19 protein-coding genes and 2 pseudogenes are annotated in these 20,429 nt (G+C 36.7%); 20 read left to right on the top strand and 1 reads right to left on the bottom strand.

Annotation, left to right across the window (positions count from 1 at the left end; genetic code table 11):
• Nucleotides 1–219: 219 nt before the first annotated feature.
• The 20 genes and pseudogenes from Q4591_RS14685 (at nt 220) to galU (ending at nt 19,982) form a co-directional block, all read left to right on the top strand.
• Nucleotides 220–513, top strand: a complete 294-nt coding sequence (locus tag Q4591_RS14685) for an ISAs1 family transposase (RefSeq protein WP_303461673.1) — start codon at nt 220–222, stop codon at nt 511–513.
• A 346-nt stretch (nt 514–859) separates the two neighbouring features.
• Nucleotides 860–1,311: pseudogene (locus Q4591_RS14680) on the top strand (ISAs1 family transposase).
• Between the two features lie 297 nt (nt 1,312–1,608).
• A pseudogene (locus tag Q4591_RS14675) lies at nt 1,609–2,429 on the top strand (ISAs1 family transposase); the annotation flags it as partial.
• 138 nt (nt 2,430–2,567) lie between these two features.
• The gene (locus Q4591_RS14670) at nt 2,568–2,885 is read left to right on the top strand and encodes a hypothetical protein (protein ID WP_303461672.1); all 318 of its coding nucleotides are present in this window, start codon (nt 2,568–2,570) and stop codon (nt 2,883–2,885) included.
• A gap of 231 nt (nt 2,886–3,116) precedes the next feature.
• Nucleotides 3,117–3,251 carry a hypothetical protein gene (locus Q4591_RS14665; RefSeq protein WP_303461670.1) on the top strand — a complete coding sequence of 45 codons (135 nt, stop codon included), beginning with the start codon at nt 3,117–3,119 and terminating at the stop codon, nt 3,249–3,251.
• Nucleotides 3,252–3,410: 159 nt separating this feature from the next.
• Nucleotides 3,411–3,806 (top strand): transposase, encoded by a 396-nt coding sequence (locus tag Q4591_RS20175; RefSeq protein WP_368501227.1) that lies wholly within the window; start codon nt 3,411–3,413, stop codon nt 3,804–3,806.
• Nucleotides 3,807–3,878: 72 nt separating this feature from the next.
• A complete protein-coding gene (locus Q4591_RS14660; RefSeq protein ID WP_303461668.1) occupies nt 3,879–4,844 on the top strand; it encodes a glycosyltransferase family 2 protein in 966 nt (321 codons plus the stop codon).
• A 468-nt stretch (nt 4,845–5,312) separates the two neighbouring features.
• Nucleotides 5,313–5,471 (top strand): hypothetical protein, encoded by a 159-nt coding sequence (locus Q4591_RS14655; RefSeq protein ID WP_303461666.1) that lies wholly within the window; start codon nt 5,313–5,315, stop codon nt 5,469–5,471.
• Nucleotides 5,465–5,668 carry a transposase gene (locus tag Q4591_RS20170; protein WP_368501226.1) on the top strand — a complete coding sequence of 68 codons (204 nt, stop codon included), beginning with the start codon at nt 5,465–5,467 and terminating at the stop codon, nt 5,666–5,668. The genes Q4591_RS14655 and Q4591_RS20170 overlap by 7 nt, the downstream gene beginning before the upstream one ends.
• Before the next feature lie 462 nt (nt 5,669–6,130).
• On the top strand, nt 6,131–7,477 hold the full coding sequence (locus tag Q4591_RS14650) for a hypothetical protein (RefSeq protein WP_303461664.1): 1,347 nt from the start codon (nt 6,131–6,133) through the stop codon (nt 7,475–7,477).
• Between the two features lie 751 nt (nt 7,478–8,228).
• Nucleotides 8,229–8,420, top strand: coding sequence for a DDE-type integrase/transposase/recombinase (locus tag Q4591_RS20165; RefSeq protein ID WP_368501225.1), 192 nt, complete (start codon nt 8,229–8,231; stop codon nt 8,418–8,420).
• Between the two features lie 447 nt (nt 8,421–8,867).
• Complete coding sequence (locus Q4591_RS14645; RefSeq protein WP_303461662.1) at nt 8,868–9,902, top strand: glycosyltransferase family 4 protein; 1,035 nt, start codon at nt 8,868–8,870, stop codon at nt 9,900–9,902.
• Nucleotides 9,899–11,218, top strand: a complete 1,320-nt coding sequence (locus tag Q4591_RS14640; protein WP_303461660.1) for a hypothetical protein — start codon at nt 9,899–9,901, stop codon at nt 11,216–11,218. Before Q4591_RS14645 ends, Q4591_RS14640 begins: the two co-directional genes overlap by 4 nt.
• 56 nt (nt 11,219–11,274) lie before the next feature.
• A complete protein-coding gene (locus Q4591_RS14635) occupies nt 11,275–12,906 on the top strand; it encodes an alginate lyase family protein (RefSeq protein WP_303461657.1) in 1,632 nt (543 codons plus the stop codon).
• Between the two features lie 2 nt (nt 12,907–12,908).
• On the top strand, nt 12,909–14,075 hold the full coding sequence (locus Q4591_RS14630) for a glycosyltransferase family 4 protein (protein WP_303461655.1): 1,167 nt from the start codon (nt 12,909–12,911) through the stop codon (nt 14,073–14,075).
• Nucleotides 14,068–15,021 (top strand): SDR family oxidoreductase, encoded by a 954-nt coding sequence (locus tag Q4591_RS14625; protein WP_303461653.1) that lies wholly within the window; start codon nt 14,068–14,070, stop codon nt 15,019–15,021. Before Q4591_RS14630 ends, Q4591_RS14625 begins: the two co-directional genes overlap by 8 nt.
• 10 nt (nt 15,022–15,031) lie before the next feature.
• On the top strand, nt 15,032–15,586 hold the full coding sequence (locus Q4591_RS14620; protein WP_303461651.1) for a sugar transferase: 555 nt from the start codon (nt 15,032–15,034) through the stop codon (nt 15,584–15,586).
• Between the two features lie 34 nt (nt 15,587–15,620).
• Nucleotides 15,621–16,787: a nucleotide sugar dehydrogenase gene (locus tag Q4591_RS14615; protein ID WP_102475740.1), complete on the top strand. Its 1,167-nt coding sequence runs from the start codon at nt 15,621–15,623 to the stop codon at nt 16,785–16,787.
• 336 nt (nt 16,788–17,123) lie between these two features.
• Entirely contained in the window at nt 17,124–19,055 is a 1,932-nt protein-coding gene (locus Q4591_RS14610) for a nucleoside-diphosphate sugar epimerase/dehydratase (protein ID WP_303461648.1), read from the top strand.
• Between the two features lie 48 nt (nt 19,056–19,103).
• The gene (galU, locus tag Q4591_RS14605; RefSeq protein ID WP_303461645.1) at nt 19,104–19,982 is read left to right on the top strand and encodes a UTP--glucose-1-phosphate uridylyltransferase GalU; all 879 of its coding nucleotides are present in this window, start codon (nt 19,104–19,106) and stop codon (nt 19,980–19,982) included.
• Nucleotides 19,983–20,088: 106 nt separating this feature from the next.
• Here the strand turns inward: galU and Q4591_RS14600 are convergent, their stop codons facing one another.
• A complete protein-coding gene (locus Q4591_RS14600; RefSeq protein ID WP_303461643.1) occupies nt 20,089–20,337 on the bottom strand; it encodes a hypothetical protein in 249 nt (82 codons plus the stop codon).
• Nucleotides 20,338–20,429: the final 92 nt, after the last annotated feature.

The raw sequence follows: 20,429 nt of genomic DNA, 5'->3' as shown, positions 1-20,429 counted from the left end.
TGCCTGAAACAACTTTGATAAGCCAACTATTTGTTATCCGTGACTTTCGCCAACCAGGTACAGTCCCAGTGCTAAATCATGAAGAGCTTAAAAAACGAACAGTGTTATTATAAATACAAAGTGACAGATATCGCACGATCATTCTTATCACAATGATCAACTAGCAGATCACATTTAGCTGTGTCTTATGCTTCTCTTTAAGTTAGAGAGAAGCCACTAATGAATGGATTAACCTTGTTAGATCATATTTCAATAATCAGAGAACATCGCCAAGAGTGGAAAGTTACGCATAAATTGCCTGAAATTTTGTTTCTAGCAATTACAGCAACCATTGCAGGTGCTGAAGGTTGGGACGAAATATCTGATTTTGGTGAAGATAATATAGAGTGGTTACGTAAATTTTCTGACTATGAAAATGGTATTCCTTCTTACCATACAATCGCCCGTGTATTCTCTGCAATGAATCCGAAAGAATTTCAAAAAGCTTTTATTGCGTGGATGAATGATTGTTAGGAATTAACACATGGAGCCATCATTGCCATTGATGGAAAACGGCTAAGAGGTTCATATAATCAAGCAGATAAAAGTGACGCTATTCATATGGTCAGTGCATTCGCCGTTGGTAATGAAGTTGTGTAAGGGAAAATAAGACAGAAGCTATATCAAACGTGTTAAAGAAGTGAACAATGACTGCGCAGGAAAAATTTTTACTAATAAGGCGTGAGTTGCAGGAGATAGTTGTTCTCACTTCAATACTCACAACGTAGTTAGGAATAATTTTAACAAGCAAGGATGTTTACTTTCTTAATTCGCTTGATATCTGTCTAACGAGATAACAGCGACTCCCAAGCTTCTAACGTTGTTAGATATCAGAGGTTGTTTGATTACCATTGACGCAATGGGTTGTCAGACGAAAATTGCCAAAAAAATTATTGATGGTGGTGGCGATTATTTACTTGCAGTAAAATCGATCAAAAGTCACTGCATGACGCGATCGTTTCGGCATGTTCAACGGTATGTAAACGGCCATTAGCGCTGCTTGCTATCGAGAAAAAACATGGTCGGATTGAAGCTAGAGCTTATCATATTCTGTGTGCCAGCGAGCTAGATGGTGACTTTAGCGAGTGGCTAGGTTTACGCTCAATAGGTATGGCGATGAGCTATAGACGTTGTGATAGGCAAGGTATATTAAGTTATCGCTACTATATTAGTTCTGCGCAATTATCAGAGCAAAAGTTTGCCGATGCAGTGCGCTCCCATTGGTCTATTGAAAATAGTCTACATTGGGTGCTTGATGCTTCAATAGGTTAAGACCATTGTGAAATTTATCAGAATCATGCAGCAGAGAATTGGTCATTACTATGCAAACTCGTGCTAAATATGTTACGAGTTGAACCAACAAAAAGGAGTATTCCTATGAAACAAAAACTAGCTTGGATGAAGCCAGAATATTTAGAAGAGGTTTTAATTACTGGTTTAAACTGACTGGTTGAAATTTAAGCGCTCATGCTGTCACCCTGAGCAATAACCTCGCTTCATGTATATTGCTTTGCGATTACAACTTGCACCAGAAAGCAATTGAAAAATGTCTGAGCTTTAATGGGAAATAAAGCATCAGCCTCAAACGCTGCATTACATATGGTAACCTCATATGATAAAGGTTCTGATTTAGTATTCAGCGCTAAATCAGGTGCGAGCAAAAAGTGTGAATTCAAACTCGTACAAGAATTGTTGAAGTGTCTTGATTTAAAATCTGAGTTACTGACATTTGATGCGTTGCATTGCCAGGTTCAAATACTTGATTATATTGTAAAAGAAGTTGGGCATTGTATATTACCAGTCAGAGGTAATCAGTCCAAATTATACGACGTAGTTCAGGCACAATTTACTGATTAAATTGAAAATACCCCAGATGCTGAATGCTTTACGTAAGAAGATAAAGGTCATGGCCGAGTTGAAAAACGAATATAGTTTTAATGCCCACTGATTTTACCCGTTGAGATAAACATAAATGGCCTCAACTAAATACATTAATAGCAGTAGAGCGTCATCGAAAAATGGGTAACAAAACCAGCATAGACACGCACTTTTATGTTAGCAGTGTAGTACTTACATCAGAGGCCTTTGGCACAACGATTAGTGCCCATTGGCAAACGGAATATAATCAGCATTGGCTTTTAGACACATTATTTCAAGAAGATAAGCAGGAAATCTATGATGAGAATGGTGCTAGTATTCTTGCTATTTTAATGCGTTGGGCTTTAAATCTAGTGAAACTGCATTCCGCTAAAACAAGTCAAAATCAGAAATTCAATCGTACCTGTTGGAGTTATTATTTCAGGGAAGAGATTTTTTTTCACTGGTCAAATAAGTGTAATCAACACCTGAAAACCACCAACTTTAGTCAGTTAGCTATAGGTTATTCATAGACAAGATCTTTAGCGCAGGTATATAAAAAAAATAAAAAATGCTCTTGGTGTGATCAGGTTAATTCGCCAAAGACAAACTAATCACAAACCCAAAAGCTATGACCATTATCGACGCAAGCCAACACCTAAGACAACTGTTTGAATAAAACTGCCAAGCAACAAGGTTTTTGTAAGCGACTGCGTGATATTCATCCTTTGGAGCTCGTTTTTAGTCTGGTTTCTGCACTGGGTGATGGAAAGGTCAACGCCATTGCGGATCTACATCGAAACTTTCACGGTATCCATATGGATACCAGTGCAGGTGTGGTTTACAAGCCATTTCACAACCAACTGCGAAAAGCCGAGTTCGCCGATTTTATGCAGTCTGTAACTTGCCGAGCCATGGCATTGTTCAAGCAAGAGCTTTGCCTGGTGTTACTAGAAAAGTTTAAGCGTTTTGAGCAAGTCTTATTGTAAGACGGCTCTTCTTTTGCACTCTAACCGGATTTGTCTGAGATATTCCCTAATCGATTTAAAGACTACTCACCTGCTGGTGAGTGTCACATGACAATGTCTATAGCTGATGCGCAGCCAATAAAAATGGGGATTTCGGCCGACACGGCTTCAGAACCCGACTACTTGCCCAAAGCGGAACTAATGACCTAAAAACTTCTGTTGGCGGATGCAGGCTATGTTGGGCTGGAATATATGGCCGATATTGAACGTAACAATGGCTTCTATCTGATGCGTTCTACCAAGCAAATTAATCCAATGATCACCCGAGCGCTCAACGCCAAGGGTAAAGAAGTTAAAGCCTTGACAGGACTCAAGCTAAAAGCTTAAACAACGGCGTGGTGTCCGAACATAGGTACTCTAACTTGATGTTCTGTGGCAACGACATAAGTGCCGCATGGTGTTGTTTTGGCGCAAGAAAGAAAAGCGTTACCTGTGGTGGCTGACTAATTTGCCGCGTGAGGAGTTTAGCAGTAAAGATGTGATGAACTGTACCGAATTCGCTGGCAGATTGAGCTGCTATTCAAAGAGTGGAAAAGTCACAACAACCTAAAAAAATTCGTTACGCGTAAACCACATCTGGTCACCGGGTTGATTTGGGCTAGCCTGTTGAGTTCATTAATCCAGTGTTATATCGGCCTTGTCGCCCAGAGGCGGAAGAAAGTGCGTTTATCTATGTTTAAAATAGCCAAATTTACCCAAGGTTGGTTCGAGCCCGTAATGAAATCGTTGGCAGGAAAGTCAATAAATCAATTGAAGACAGCTGGGTTGGGCAATAACATTTATCATTACAAACTGTGGTCGAGCCCAACAATCAAAATCTTGGTAAGACAACAACTTAGAGTCGATATTGGAACATTTAAATGCTTAAGGTTCAGGTTATGATAGGTTATTAGGCATAAGTTCGCTTATTCGATTTGTTTATATAAAAAATTAGAGAACACTTTGAGACTAAATATGAAAGAAAGTATATCAGTTGTAATTCCATATTTTAATGATTCAGCAAAAATCAAAAGGTGCATAGAAAGTATCCTTCATCAATCATTACTTCCTTCTGAAATTGTAATTGTCGATGATGCATCTGCAGATAGTAAAAAGTTAGAAGATACATTAAAAGCACTTCAGCTTGAAATAAAAGAGGCTGAGATAAAGGTAATTTATCGAAGAAATACTGAAAATATGAATGGTGCATACTCAAGAAATTTAGGAGTAAAACTATCTAATTCTATTTATATTGCTTTCCTGGACTCTGATGATTATTGGTTAGAAAAGCATTTAGAGTTGTCTTTTAATGGCCTCGTTGAAGCAAATGCTGACTTTGTATATTCTAATATCGTTTATGAGGGGGCTTCTAAGGGGAGAAAAATTATAACAGTAGAAGAAATTGATTATAAAAGTCAATTTCCTGCTGATATACTTTTTGGAAAGCCTCCTCAAACCAACTCTTTTTTCTTTCAAAAAAAAATTAGTAATGAAATTTCATTTGACGAGTCTTTAAAAAGGCATCAAGATTATCAATTTATTTTTGATCTCGCTCTATCTGATTTATCAGTAAAGTATTTGAATTTTTCTACATCAGTTTACTGTGATGAAGGCGGGAGTAATAGTCGTTTTCATATGACATCAATGTATAACTTCTGGAACCAGAGACGATTACACTTTTCTGAAAAAAAATTAAAGCAGAAAGCTGTTTCCTTGATGGTTACTGCAAGAATAGCAGGAAGTTTAAGTATTGAGGACGATATTAATAAATATGAGTTCTTACACTTTTTGGGAGGAAATATTTGTTATATATTCGCTATTAAACTTATGGCACGCCCTCATCTTCGAAGAGTCATTAGTTATGCCTTACAGTTTACAATCGATTACAGATCATTTTTTATTAAAGCATACAAAAAGTTTAAGAGTACAAAAAGTGCTTAAATCCTATATTAGGAGATATAAAAATATATAGGTAATTAAAAATAGAACTGTGTTAAAAGCTTTTAGGCTTCTGTCCTGACTCTTCTACGCAAATCTGAGTCAAGTTAAACTTTATTAAAGATTGATGATCTGATCTAGTAATTTTATCTGATATCGGGACTGGCTATGTCAATTTTTAATGTGGATATTGGCGAAAAATCACTCTAATAATGCTAATTTAGGTGAGCCTCGCCGAACACAACACGTAATTCGTTTTTAGCCGAATCCTTCGGACAGCGTTTGTTGACCATTTTTACTGCGTTATTGGTTTTTTATGTAGAATAACTACACAGCAAAGCCTCTGCCTTGTATAAATAGTCAATAATTCGCTTCAAAAAGAACCGTGAAAGATCAACGACTCTAGAGTCGCAACCTGAACTAGGCGCAGACACCATTGAGATTGTATAGAAAGGGGCAAAAGACCTTCAAGTGAAGCCGATTAAACGAGCAGCAAGAAAAGTGCAATTGAGCGTTAAAGTCGCTGAAGTGACATTAAATACTGAAGAAGAAGCTCAGCCCATCGTTGTCGTATACGCTCAAGAAAACCGCCTAAAACACAAAATAAACCTTTACGCTGTCTATTGTTAACTACAGTAATAGGCAGCTTAACTGAAGCACAGCATATCATTGATATTTATACGGCTAGATGGCGAATTGAGAATTTTCATAAAGCGTGCAAGATGGGAGCAAGGGCGGAGCATCTACGCATGACAGAGCCAAGGGATTTAGAAAGAGCAGTATCGCTGCTCGCGTTCATCGGCGTGAGGCTACTGCAATCAAGATAGTTAATGACTATTCCGTATCACTTAGGTAAGAAAGGGTTGATTGAAGCCGCCCAATGCATTGAAGAGCAAGGCTGCAAAACGGTACTCGAATAAGATGAGTGGAGACTATTGATGCGAATACATAAACCGAGTGGCCATAAAAATACCGTGCGCCGAGTTTTAAATGGGCCTCTCAGTCGATAATAAAATTGGTTGGATTTACCGATACGGGTGTTGCAAGTTGGGGGGCGATTGGGGAGGGCTGGAATAGTCTACAGTCCCATGTCGTGGGTTATTGAATGGCGAGGAACAAGTTGGCTGATGGTAATAGCTATGAGATCTGATCAAGAGACAGGGCTTCTGCCTCCTTAAAAGTTATTCTGGCTATAATAGTTTTGAGGACGAAAGCATGTTTTTACAATATGTGTACAAAAGCGAAGGTTACCTCTAGTGTGTGCATTTTATTTTATTAAAGTTATGTAGATGGCTGTATCTATGAATATTACTTCGAGCATTAAATCTATCATTTTATTTTTTTTACTATTTTTTAGTACTGTTGGTCCTGTTATTATGAGGTTCGGATCTTTAGGAGACACTCTTTCCTTAGCGAATCTATGTAATTTTATTTTATTCGCACTATTGATGATTAAGAAAGAAGTGAAAATAGCAACTCCAATAGCAATGCTATTGTCACTATTTATGTGTTTTTATTTTTATAATTTATTAATAATTGTTTTAAATGGAGCTATCGATACAACGTATTTGGTGAGAAGTATAAGGATTTTTCTTAATATTTTGGGAGGGGTCTCACTAGTTTATTTGTATGTTTGGCATTTTAAAGAGGAATATATAGAAAAGATTGTTTTGTATTTATTTTCTATTTTGACAATTCATGGGATGATAATGTTAATTCAATTTGTGAGTGCTGATTTCAGGGAGGTCGTTTATAGTATAACTGAACCTGAAATGCTAGAGGCTAACATGTCATTTAGAATGGCTGGGTTGACAAACTCTGGTGCAGCAGGAACATCTTTAATTCAGTTTATTCCAATACTTATGACTCCCTTAATTGCTAATGTTTTAAAGAAAGGTTTTTTTAAACAACTTTTTATTATTGGAGCTGTAATAATTAATGTTTTGGCAATACTAGTATCTGGGAGGACCGGGTTATTCTTTAGTCTTATTTTTCTGCCGATGCTATGTTTTTGGAATTTTCGTTTACTCAGTATACTAACAATTAAAAGAGATTTTCTTATAAAATTTTTATTTGTATCATTTTTTATTTTAATAGCATCATTGTATTATTTTCAAAACTCTTCTTCTTCTTCTTCTTCTTCTTCTTCTTTAGAGGTGACAAGTGCTGAGGTTGCTCTGGAACGCACATCAAGGGAGTTTGAGAATATAGTAACTCCTGGAAGGAGAAGTACTATTACTATATTATTTGATCACATAAAAATCCCTTCAGATACTAATCAGCTTTTATTTGGCAATTCTATCTATGAACGAGAAAATTCTTCATCAGATATCGGTTTTATAAGAGATTTATTTGGGATTGGGGTGATAGGGGTTATAATTAGCTTATTATTTTATATATATGTGATATTGGAGGTTTTCTTTAGAAGGTCCACATGCCCCTTACTCGCAAAGTTTATTATTATATTTACGTTAAGTTTGATTTTAGCTCATGCTAAAGAGCCATTTTTATTTACCAGATATTTTTTAACAGTTACAGTTGTTTTGTTTGCAAGTTTGATATTATTTCGTGATAACTTTGGCTACAATTCAAGACTAAACCCTGAAGGATCCCCTCATAAATCACCCAGCGGATAGTGTTGTGGTTGATTAGCCGGACACTTCAATAAAGGAAAATAATTATGCCATTATTGACGTAAATATGACTAAACGAATAAATTAACAATATCCATATGATTTTAAACAACTAGCCACTTAATTACCGAGTGTCGCACTTCAGAGTTGAGTTCGGGGTATCACAGACAAAACCCTTTATAGCTGGGTTTCTAAACATAAAAAGCAGACACAAGGAGATACCTTATCTATAGGTGAACGCACCGAACTCATGCTGTTACTCAAAGAGAATAAACGCTTATTGATGGAGCGTGAAATCTTAAAAATACCCAAGGGGCACACTGAGGCCAGTTCCTTTTTTGCGAAATAAGAGAAGCAAAGTATTTATTTATCAATACTCTTAAGTCGAAATATCCTATTTCGATCGCATGTAAAGTGTTGCAGGTCAGTTCGTCAGCGTATTACGTTTGGCTTAAAAAAACTGGCGAACTTATCACTACTGACATTCTAGAGTTATTTCGTCGAGCTAAAGCATTATTCAAAGCCAGTCGAAACAGCTTTTGTAGTAGAGAGTTAGCTAAAGAGCTACGCAAAGAAGGGGTTTAATATTACTCGTTATCGCACTATTAAACTAATGGCGCGATTGAAACTGGTGGTCACGCAACGTCTGGCTTATAAAGTCACCACAAGGCGTAAACACAGTGATAGCGAGGCAGATAATTTGCTTAATATGAATATTAATCCTGTTGGGCCAAACCAAGCCTGAGCATGTGATGTGAGCTATCTTAAAACAGGTGATGGTTGGCTATATCTTGCAGTTATCATGGATTTGTATTCTCGCAGAATCGTCGGCAGGCATACCTCTAAGCGCATGACGAGAAGCTTAGTGGAGAAAGTATTTTTGAAGGCTTACAACTTGCGAAAACCACCAAATGGCTTAGTGTTTCATAGCGAAAGAGGTTCTTAATATACCAGTAAGGGCTAATAGGCGTTTATTAACCAACTTTGACTGTCGAGAAAGTATGGGGGATATGGGAGCGTGCTGGGACAATGCCGTTGTGGAGCGCTTATTTGGTAGTTTAAAGCATGATTGGTTGCTAAGTACCACAGCAACATATGCGTGATGATGTGGCTAAATATATGAAATAATAAAATGTAGAACGACAGCACTCGGAAAATGTTGAACAGTCACCGATAGAATTAGAAATCTCTTTTAGAAAAGTGTCCGGTTGGAGTGATGGTTTCAGGGGGGGAATTATTTTTGGCACTGGTAAAAAAGTGTAATTAGCTTCTGCCCTGTACAAATACTGGGAAATTTCAATCTGTTTGTATTTAGTTTGTGAGTTAAATAGTTTATAATTGCACCCTGGTGTACCGGTCAAAATAATTAAATGAGGAATTTTAAAATCTAATTATGTCTAAATATAATAATGAACTATTGTTGATTGGTCCGAAGCAAAGTTCAGACGGCAAAATCGGCGGGATTGTTGTTCTTTTTGAAAATTTACTCATTAACTTAGATAATAATAAAGTTAAATACAGTGTAGCAGATTCAAACAGTGCAAATTATTCAAGTAAACTATCAATGTTTTTTTATGTTGTGAGAAAATTAATCACTATTGGAACATATAAACATATTAGCTTAAATGGTACAGCGAAAGATTATTTATACTTCTCCCCTGTATTATTAGTTATGAGGTTTATTTTTAGGAAATCATATAGTCTTCGTAAGTTTGCAGGTAATTTTGATGAATATCATGCCTCCTTGAATTTTCTCAGCCGTTTTATTATTAATACACTTTTAAAAAACAGTTCTGCAAACTTTTTTGAAACACTATCTTTGGTTCAAAAGTTTAAAAAATTTAATTCAAACACATTTTGGTTCCCAAATGTTAGGCCAATCCAAAATAGACGATCATTAGCATATTGTACGGGAGAAAAGTTTAAGCTATTGTTTTTTTCTCAAGTAAGCACTGAAAAAGGAGTTCTTGACCTAATTGATGCGGTGAAGAGCATGGATAATGTGGAACTCACAATTGCCGGACCTATCTCTGATGATTCTTTGACGAGGTTTGATAAGTTATGCCCTAAAAACGTTAATTATGTCGGTATGATTGATAATGATGCTGTTTATGATTTTATTTCCAATTTCCATTGTTTTATCCTTCCTACATATTATGAAGGTGAAGGTTACCCTGGAGCAATAATCGAAGCCTTTATGGTTGGGTTACCCGTAATTTCAACGAACTGGAGGCAAATACCAGAATTAGTCGAAAGTTTTGGGGTCTTAGTTGAGCCAAAGTCAATTGATCAATTAATAATGGCTATTGATAAGGTTAAAGGAGATCATGCCTGCTTTCAGGAGAAATCTCTTGAAAGATCTATAGTCTTTCAAGATGTACCTAATACAATTAAGTTTTTGAATAAAATGGGTATTAAACATATATGAAAATTGATTTTTTTACAATTAAATCACTTTACAATAAAGCACCAAAACAGCTTAAGTCACCATTATATTTCATCCCGTATTCCTTTTTTTGTGGGAAAACATATAGGAGGCAGTATCAAGAATTAGATGAGCAATTAAAACTTTCTTCTGTTGAAATTGAACATGCGAGAAATAAGCGTTTAATTAATTATATAAATGACTCTATTCGCTATACAAAATATTATGAGGAAGTTGCTAAAAAATTAAAAATATCAAAAGTTGTAGATATTGAACAGTTTTTTGAATTTCCTGTTTTATGTAAAGATGAAATACAGGATGAGTTAGAGCTATTTTTAGATTCTCGTTTTAATGCTCGTAGGTACCCTGTTACAACAGGTGGAACTACTGGAAAACAAACTAAGCTTTATTTGAGTAATGATTCTTACTCTTCTGAATGGGCATTTGTAAATCACTATCTATCTCAGAATAATGTAAATGAAAACTCGAAAAGATTGTGTCTGAGGGGGGTTTCTGGCATTCCTTCGGATGAGTTTCTTGGGCATAACCCATTGTATAAAGAGTTGTTGTTATCTCCATTTCGTTTAAATAAAAAAAATGTTCTAGATAATATAGGAAAAATAAAAAGCTTTTCTGCTCAATGGATTCATGGGTACCCATCATCAGTCAAAGAGTTTGCTGAAGTTGTAAATGAGCTAAATATAGAATTGGATGAAATAAGGCATATATTACTAGTATCAGAAAAAATATACCCAGAACAAGTCAGAAGCATTAAAAATACCTTTAATGCAGATATTTTGAGTTTTTATGGAATGACTGAAAGGGTTATTTTCGCCCCCTTAATTGGCAATAGCTACGTTCCAAATCAATTTTATGGTGCTACAGAAGAGATAAACGGTGAGTTAGTCGGCACTGGTTTTATGAATTTAGCTACCAGACTGATCCGCTATAAAACTGGGGATAAAGCAGATGTTATTAAGAAAGATGGCTTTGTTACAGAGATAACAGAGTTAACTGGTCGATGGGGGAAAGAGTATCTATTAGGAAAGACCGGAATGAAGATATCGATGACTGCTTTGAATACTCACTGTGATGCTCTTTCCAAAGTAAAAAAATACCAATTTAAACAAACGATCATTGGGCAGTGTAATTTATTATTACAGGTGAATGATGACTTTGCTTTCGAAGATAAATTTAAGGTACAGAATTTGTTTCAGGAAAAGGTAGGTAGTGAACTACGCATAGAATGCGTTATTGTTGAAAATATCCCTTTAACTAAGCGTGGAAAACATCAGTTTATTCTGTCAACATTAAACTGACTTTCTTGAAGGCTTCTGAGCTTGTTCTTATTCTAAATGTTATCAGGTAAATTTTGGTGTTAAAGGTTATAAAATTATACAATACAGTTAAATATTTACGTTTTGAGCAAGTTTTTTTTCGTTTACTTTATCGCTTTAAAAAGCCTAAAGTACATCTCCTTACTATTCCGCTTTCAAGTGAGAATTGGAACTGGAACGGGCCTGCAATATTTAAGCAAAGTATTTTCGATAAAAATAGAGTTGAGTTTTTATCGCTAGCAGGAAGCGTTGACTCTATAGGTAGTTGGAATGATCCTGCTAAAGAAAAGCTCTGGTTATACAATCTTCATTACTTTGATGATTTAAATTCAAGCGATTACCTTTCTCGTAAAAAATTACATATCAACTTTATTAATAAGTGGGTTTTAGAAAACCCTGCTTGTATTGGTAACGGTTGGGAGCCTTATCCCCTTTCATTGAGGTTAGTAAACTGGGTTAAATGGTTTAGTAAGCAAGGTGAAGTCGAGCAAAAATATCTCGGCAGTATGTTGCAACAAGCCGATGTATTATCCCAGCAACTTGAGTTTCATATTTTAGGTAACCACCTTTTTGCTAACGCAAAGGCACTTACTTTTATTGGCTGTTATATTGCAGATAAACATGCCGAGTGTTATTTAGATTTGGGCCTTAAACTACTCGATAGGGAAATTCCTGAACAGTTTTTACCTGATGGTGCCCACTTTGAACTATCCCCTATGTATCATGAAATACTATTGTGGGATCTGCTTGAGTTAATAGATTTAGCTAATACAAGTCAACATATAAAATTACTGCAACGTTTACCTTATTGGGAAAAAGTAGCAACTAAAGCATTATTTTGGCTGAAATCGATGATTCACCCTGATGGTGAAGTCAGTTTTTTTAACGACTCTGCGATTGGAATTGCAGCGAAACCTCAGCAACTATTTGATTATGCTATATCTCTTGGATTAAAGATTACAGATGATTTACCCAGTTTGATTACAAATGAGCATAGCGGTTATAGCCGAGTATCTTCATATATTTATACATTAATTGTTGATCATGCGAATGTAGGCCCTGATTATTTACCTGGCCATGCGCACGCCGATACTTTAAGTTTCGAATTATCAGTTGGTTGTGAACGTGTCTTTGTTAATTCCGGTACTTCTTTATATGGTGTAAGTAAAGAGCGGCTTAGACAGCGACAAACAGCGGCTCACAATACCGTTGTTGTTGATGGAGAGGACTCTTCAGAAGTATGGTCTGGCTTTAGGGTGGCACGCCGTGCATACTCTAATTTATTAAAAGTTAGCCAACATGATAATAGTGTTTTTTTGCAAGCTACGCATGATGGTTACCATCGCTTAAAAGGTAAAGTGACTCATTCTCGTAGTTTTGCTACGAGTCAGGAGCGAATTCAGATTAAAGACGAACTGATTGGTCAAGTTAATCAAGCTTGTGCTTTTTTTCATCTTCATCCAACTATTGCAGTAGAAATTGTTACTGATTACATTGTGAGACTGGTAACCGAAAGCAACGTTAAGTTATCAATACATAGCACAAGTAAAATTGAAATATTAGATGGTACTTATCATCCCGAGTTCGGTGTGTGTATTGATAATAAGAATTTAAAAATGGATTTAGTTGATAATCAACTAAATACCATCATTAGTATAATTGAGGATTAATTTTGCGTATTTTGGTATTATCTTTTTATTATCAGCCAGATCTCTGCGCTGGTTCATTCCGAACAACCTCTTTAATTGAACAACTAAAACAGCAAGCTAATGTTAAAATTGAAATAGTAACGACTATGCCAAATCGTTATGCTTCCTTTTCTGCTAGCGCAGAGCGTTTTGAGCAGATTGAAAATGTAGCTATAAATCGAATTGAATTACCTTCACATAAAAGTGGAATGTTGGACCAAATAAAAGCATTCACTCGATTTTATCTTGAAGCTGTCAAATTAACTAAAAATAACGAATATGATCTAGTCTTTGCCACTAGTTCTAGACTCTTTACTGCATTTTTAGGTGCTCGTTTAGCAAAAAAGAAAAAAGTTCCTTTGTATCTAGACATTAGAGATATCTTTGTTGATACGATTAAAGATGTACTAAATCCGAAAATTAGTTTGTTTGCTAGACCTATTTTATCGCTAATTGAAAGCTATACATTTAACACTGCAAATCATATCAATTTAGTTTCAAGAGGTTTTGAAAGTTACTTTGTTCAACGATTTAAGCAAGCTCAATACAGTTGGTTTACCAATGGTATAGATGAAGAGTTTCTTGGGCTAGAAGCAATAGATGTAAATGATTCTGAGCAAAAAACCATTCTTTATGCTGGTAATATTGGTGAAGGTCAGGGATTGCACACAATATTACCTGGTTTAGCTATGGGCTTAGATAGTAAATTCTTTATTGATGTAATAGGTGATGGTGGCCGAAAGTCTATTTTGGAAAGTCACTTATATGGTATTGAAAATGTTAACTTACTACCTCCAGTGCAGAGAAAAGAGTTATCAGATAAATATATGAATGCTGATGTGTTGTTTTTACACTTGAATGATTACCCAGCGTTTAAAAAGGTATTACCTTCAAAAGTATTCGAGTATGCTTCCACCGGAAAACCTATACTGGCGGGGGTAAGTGGCTATGCCGCGAAGTTTATTACTGATGAAGTTAGTAATGCAGAGGTGTTTCACCCTGGGGACACACAAGGTGCATTGTCTGCACTTGGTAAACTTAAACTAGAACAAGTAGATAGAGGAGAGTTCGTAGATAGTTATACGCGAACAAATATAATGCAGAAGATGGCTGATTCTATTATTCACTTAAGAAGTAAAAGTAATGTTTAAAGTACTACTCACAGGGTACTCTGGCTTTGTAGGTTCATATTTATTACATGACTTACAGATAAATCATATTGTTTCACTATTGGGGCGTAAAGAACCTAACAACAACATTCTAGAATTTTATCAATCAGAGTTAGATAAACTCTCTAATTTTAAACGGGCAGTTGCTAGTATCGATGTAGTCATTCATTGTGCTGCTAGAGCACATGTTATGGGTGATGAAGCCCAAGACCCTTTAGCTGAATTTAGAAAAATAAATACTTTTGGAACTCTTCATTTAGCTAAACAGGCTGCCGATGCGGGTGTGAAGCGCTTTATATTTATCAGTTCGATTAAAGTAAATGGTGAGTCAACCGAGTTGGGTTTACCGTTTAAATCTAATGATGCGTTTATCCCAATAGACCCTTACGGATTAAGTAAGTATGAAGCAGAAGTTGGGCTACGTAAAATATCAGAACAAACTGGTATGGAGGTAGTCATCATTCGACCACCTCTAGTCTATGGGCCTGGTGTTAAAGCCAATTTCGCATCATTAATGAATTTAGTTTCTAAGGGCTTACCTCTTCCTTTTGCTTGTATTTCTAACAATAAACGCAGTTTAGTTTCAGTAAATAATTTGGTTGATTTGATTGTGACTTGTATTGACCACCCTAAAGCCGCAAATAAAGAGTTTCTAGTATCAGACGATCATGATGTATCGACGGCTGATATGATACGTTATATAGGGAAAGCATTAGATAAACCAAGCAGAATGTTACCTGTACCATTATGGTGTTATCATTTAGCGGGTAAAATTTTTGGTAAAAAAGATGTTGTGGATCGTTTAGTCGGATCTCTACAGGTTGATATTACCCATACTAAAGAAACCTTAAATTGGGTCCCTCCTCAATCACTAGAGGATGGCTTCAAAGAAACTGCCGTAGCCTTACTAGAAAGTAAAAATAAATAGAGTATATAAAATGATCCGTATTATCGATTTCCTTGCTGCTTTTTTCGGCTTGTTATTCCTTTGGCCAATATTATTAGTCGTCGTCATTTTCGGCATATTTGATACAGGTTCGCCTATTTTTGTCCAAATTCGTATTGGCAAGAATCAAAAGCCGTTTAAACTAATTAAGTTTCGCACAATGTCAGTTGAAACAAAATCTGTGGCTAGTCACTTAGCTAGTAATGCATCTATTACAAAGTTAGGTAACTTTCTGCGCAAGACTAAGATTGATGAGTTGCCGCAACTAATTAATGTGGTTAAAGGTGAAATGAGTTTAGTTGGTCCGCGTCCAAACTTATTTAACCAAGAAGAGTTAATAAAAGAGCGTGATGCATTAGGTGTATACAATGTGTTGCCAGGTGTTACAGGTTTAGCTCAAGTACAAAATATTGATATGTCTACACCTAAGGTTTTAGCTGAAACAGATAAGCAAATGATCGACACTTTAACTCTTAAAAACTACTTTAAATACATCATCATGACAATAACTGGTAGCGGTAGTGGTGATGCTGTAAAACCTAAATAACTTATATTTAAAAGATTAAATTGGATAATATAGTATGAAAATTGCAGTTGCTGGTACGGGTTATGTAGGTTTATCAAATGCAATGCTCTTGGCGCAAAATTATGAAGTCGTTGCGGTGGATATCATTTCAGAAAAAGTGGAGATGCTTAGTAACAAAGTATCCCCGATTGTTGATGTAGAGATAGAAGATTTCTTAGTAAACAAAGCGCTTAACTTTAAAGCTACGCTTGATAAACATCTTGCGTATAAAGATGCCGAATATGTGATTATTGCCACTCCAACTGATTACGATGCTGAAACTAATTATTTCAATACATCATCGGTAGAAGCAGTAATTAAGGATGTAATGTCAATTAACCCTAATGCTGTTATGGTAATTAAGTCTACTGTACCAGTTGGTTATACAGCACGTATTAAGAAAGAACTTGGGTGTAATAACATATTTTTTTCACCTGAGTTTTTACGTGAAGGGCGTGCTTTATACGATAACTTACACCCATCACGTATTATCGTTGGTGAGCGTTCAGAGAGAGCTGCAGTCTTTGCTAACTTATTAGTGGAAGGTGCAGTAAAAGAAAACATAGAAGTATTGTTTACTGACTCAACAGAAGCTGAAGCAGTTAAATTATTTTCAAATACTTATTTAGCTCTTCGTGTGGCTTACTTCAACGAGCTTGATTCTTACGCTGAATCGCACGGTCTAAATGCTCGCCAGATAATCGAAGGGGTTGGCTTGGATCCTCGTATCGGTAACCATTATAATAATCCTTCATTTGGTTATGGTGGTTATTGCTTGCCTAAAGATACGAAACAATTGCGAGCTAACTATGCAGATGTACCAAACAACATCATTAGTGCGATTGTTGAATCTAATAAAACACGTAAAGACTTTGTTGCAGAATCAATTTTTAAGCGTAAGCCTAATCGCGTAGGTATTTATCGTTTGATAATGAAGTCGGGTTCTGACAATTTCAGAGCATCGAGTGTTCAGGGGATCATGAAGCGCTTAAAGGCAAAAGGCATTGAAGTGGTTGTGTATGAACCTGTTTTACACGAAGATGAGTTTTTCCACTCTAAAGTCATTAAATCACTTGAAGAGTTTAAAGCGAGTTGTGATGTGATTGTATCAAACAGAATGGTTGATGAAATTCGTGATGTTGCGGATAAAGTGTATACTCGAGATTTATTTGGTTCTGATTAGTATTCGTTGCTAACTAGATTAATAGACCTATCTATCTATCTATTATGATTTTAGCGCTAGAGTATTGATTTACTTAAACTAGCGCTAATTTTGTCTGTCTCATCATCAAAAAAGTCGATAAAAATGTGTCTCATCGGTTTTTTGTTCACATTTATTCCTACAATTCCAGAGTAGTGCACAAGTTAAGTTTTTTCTTCGTGTTCTTTCATGCTCTCACATATAATATCCTAAGCTAGTTGTACGCATTACTCATATTACCCTGTAAATGGTATAGTGGTGAGGCGTTCGTATTTAAAGAAGTAATACACTATGATTTTTAAGTTTATGGAGCGGAAAATGGATTTTTTGCAAAAGTTGTTTCGTTTAGAGCGTAGTCAAAAACGTTTAGTGAGTATCGCAATTGACACTGTTTTTCTAAGCTTTGCCTTTTGGGCTGCGTTATTAGTCAGAGTTGATGATGTCAGTGTGTTGCTTAATGGGCATTACTGGGCTTTGGTTGCTACAAGTATTCCTTTCAGCATTTTAGCGTTCGCCAAGCTTGGTTTGTACCGCGCGGTATTGCGTTATATGAGCTTGCAAGCAATAACGGCTATTTTACTTGGTATTGTCGCGTCAACTGTCACTTTAGTGTTCGTCTCTTATTTTACTGAAGCGCATCTGCCTCGCACTGTTCCTATCATATATGCCATGTTCGCTTTGGTGTTTGTAGGGGGAACGCGTGCACTTGTTCGTTCTTTAGTTGGCTCAGGTATTAAACGTCACGGTGAGCCAGTGATTATTTATGGTGCAGGGGTCAGTGGTCGTCAATTACTGAACTCTTTGGTGCTAAGCCATGAATATTATCCTTACGCTTTCGTCGATGATGATGAAGCGCTACATGGCAGTGTAATCCAAGGTGTTCACGTTCATTCACCCTCAATCATACGTAAACTCATCACTCAAAAAGCAGCAACCAAAGTGTTGCTTGCAATACCCAGTGCAACCAGAGCCAAACGTAAAGACATTCTTAATCGTTTAGAGTCGCTATCTACTCAGGTGTTAACCATTCCTGCAATGGCCGATCTGGTAAGTGGTAATAAACTTTATAGTGATATTAAAGAAGTTGAAATTGATGATTTATTAGGGCGTGATTCGGTCGCGCCTAGACAAGATTTATTAACCGCGAATATTACCGATAAAGTGGTTATGGTAACTGGTGCTGGCGGCTCTATCGGCTCAGAATTATGTCGTCAAATTTTAAAAAAATCACCAAAAAAATTAGTGTTATTCGAACTGTCTGAATATTCGCTTTATGCCATTGAAAGAGAGCTATCTGCTACAGCAAAAGAGCTTGGCCTTAATGTGCGCATTTTGCCAATGATGGGGTCGGTTCAGCGTGAAAATCGTGTTCAAGCGATTATGGAATCTTTTGGCGTTCAGACTGTATACCACGCCGCAGCTTATAAGCATGTGCCACTGGTTGAGCACAATGTTGTTGAAGGTGTACGAAATAACGTGTTTGGCACCCTATACACAGCAAGAGCGGCTATTGCTGCAAAAGTTGAAACCTTTGTTTTAGTTTCAACAGATAAAGCGGTACGACCAACTAACGTTATGGGCACAACCAAGCGTATGGCAGAGCTTGTGTTACAAGCTTTTTCAAAAGAGGATCATCAAACTCGTTTTTGTATGGTTCGATTTGGTAATGTTTTGGGGTCATCTGGCTCAGTAGTGCCGCTTTTTAGAACGCAAATTGCCAATGGCGGGCCAGTCACTGTGACTCACCCAGAAATCACCCGTTTCTTTATGACCATTCCTGAAGCATCGCAATTAGTTATTCAGGCTGGCGCAATGGGTAAAGGCGGTGATGTGTTTGTATTGGATATGGGTAAATCAGTCAAAATTGTCGATTTAGCCAGCAAAATGATCCGATTAAGTGGTTTTGATGTCCGTGATGAATTAAACCCTGAAGGTGAAATCGCGATTGAATATAGTGGATTACGCCCAGGTGAAAAACTCTATGAAGAGTTACTAATTGGTGATGATGTCACGGGTACTGAACACGAAAGAATTATGACAGCCAATGAGGTTCATCTGTCATGGGCAGAGTATTCGAAAATTCTTGATCGCTTAGATGCCGCTTGTCACGCTTTTGACCACGAAACTATTCGAGATATTTTGCTAAAAACCCCTACAGGTTTTGCGCCAACGGATGGTATTTGTGATTTGCTTTATCAGCAAACAGAAAAAAACAAACCAGCTGTTCAAAATGTGGTTAATTTAGTCTAGTATATTTTTATCATTGTTTTTCAGTCACCTAATTAAATAAGGTTTTTCATGAAAGTTGTTATTCCCGTTGCAGGCCTTGGCACACGTATGCTTCCTGCAACTAAAGCGATTCCAAAAGAAATGCTACCTATCGTGGACAAGCCGCTTATTCAGTATATCGTTAATGAGTGTGTAGCTGCTGGCGTTAAAGAAATTGTACTGGTTACCCATGCCAGTAAAAATGCCATTGAAAACCACTTTGATAAATCTTACGAGCTTGAATCAACGCTTGAAAAGCGTGTTAAACGTCAGCTGTTAGAAGAAGTACAATCAATTTGTCCTAAAGACGTTTCTGTTATCAGTGTTCGTCAAGGTGAGGCTAAAGGCTTAGGACATGCAGTGTTGTGTGCTAAACCTTGTATCGGTAATGAACCTTTTGCAGTGGTACTGCCTGATGTTATTTTAGATGAATACACCGCAGACCAAACAACTGAAAACTTAGCTGCGATGATGGCGCGTTACCATACAAGCTTTGCTAGCCAGATTATGGTTGCGCCAGTACCTGATAGTGATGTTAATAAATATGGTATAGCAGATTGTAATGGTGAAGAAATCGCCCCAGGTGATTCAGCTAAAATCAAAGCTATGGTAGAAAAACCTGCCATTGGGACTGCTCCATCAAACTTATCTGTTGTTGGTCGTTATGTGTTATCTGAAAAAATCTGGAATCTATTAGCTAAAACACCAGCGGGCGCGGGTGACGAAATTCAGTTAACAGATGCGATTGATATGTTGATTGAACAAGACACGGTTGAAGCATTCAACATGACCGGTAAATTTCACGATTGTGGTGATAAACTGGGTTATATGAAAGCCTTTGTTGAGTACGGCCTACGTGATAAAAATCTCGGTACAGACTTTGCAAAAGTAATTAAAACTTTGCTTTAGGTTAGATGGCTTATGCATTATCCAAAAAACCAACTCACAATGAGTTGGTTTTTTGCTTTTAGAGACAAAATTATAAAATGGGGATTTTATTAAAACGTCTACACCTTTAAGAAAAGCCTTCACTGCGCATCAGCGTATCAAATGCATTTCCATCAGTACGTGATGCATTAGCTACATAAGGGGCATATACGTCAAACAATAAGCGAGTATCGCTGTGACCAAGCATTTGTGAGATGTACAAGGGATTATCAAGGGCTGCTATATGAAGCACCGCTGCAGTGTGACGCGTCTCGTAAGCGCGTCTGCGTTTAAGTCCAGCTTTAATCAATGTTGGGTACCATAATGCTTTACTCACATAGTGGGTATCCAGTGTAGTGGCATAGTTAATTTGGCCACCTAGTTAGAGGTGATATCATCACCTCATAAGTTAACAGGTGACACTATGAA

It is taken from the genome of Shewanella sp. 3_MG-2023, from assembly GCF_030548765.1.
Classification (GTDB): Bacteria; Pseudomonadota; Gammaproteobacteria; order Enterobacterales; family Shewanellaceae; genus Shewanella.
This window is presented reverse-complemented; position numbering and strand designations above follow the sequence as displayed.

Coding starts and splice junctions, on each gene's coding strand:
- Q4591_RS14685 (WP_303461673.1), top strand. CDS start 220: ATGAATGGATTAACCTTGTTAGATCATATTTCAATAATCAGAGAACAT.
- Q4591_RS14665 (WP_303461670.1), top strand. CDS start 3,117: ATGGCCGATATTGAACGTAACAATGGCTTCTATCTGATGCGTTCTACC.
- Q4591_RS14660 (WP_303461668.1), top strand. CDS start 3,879: ATGAAAGAAAGTATATCAGTTGTAATTCCATATTTTAATGATTCAGCA.
- Q4591_RS14650 (WP_303461664.1), top strand. CDS start 6,131: ATGGCTGTATCTATGAATATTACTTCGAGCATTAAATCTATCATTTTA.
- Q4591_RS14645 (WP_303461662.1), top strand. CDS start 8,868: ATGTCTAAATATAATAATGAACTATTGTTGATTGGTCCGAAGCAAAGT.
- Q4591_RS14640 (WP_303461660.1), top strand. CDS start 9,899: ATGAAAATTGATTTTTTTACAATTAAATCACTTTACAATAAAGCACCA.
- Q4591_RS14625 (WP_303461653.1), top strand. CDS start 14,068: ATGTTTAAAGTACTACTCACAGGGTACTCTGGCTTTGTAGGTTCATAT.
- Q4591_RS14620 (WP_303461651.1), top strand. CDS start 15,032: ATGATCCGTATTATCGATTTCCTTGCTGCTTTTTTCGGCTTGTTATTC.
- Q4591_RS14615 (WP_102475740.1), top strand. CDS start 15,621: ATGAAAATTGCAGTTGCTGGTACGGGTTATGTAGGTTTATCAAATGCA.
- Q4591_RS14610 (WP_303461648.1), top strand. CDS start 17,124: ATGGATTTTTTGCAAAAGTTGTTTCGTTTAGAGCGTAGTCAAAAACGT.
- galU (WP_303461645.1), top strand. CDS start 19,104: ATGAAAGTTGTTATTCCCGTTGCAGGCCTTGGCACACGTATGCTTCCT.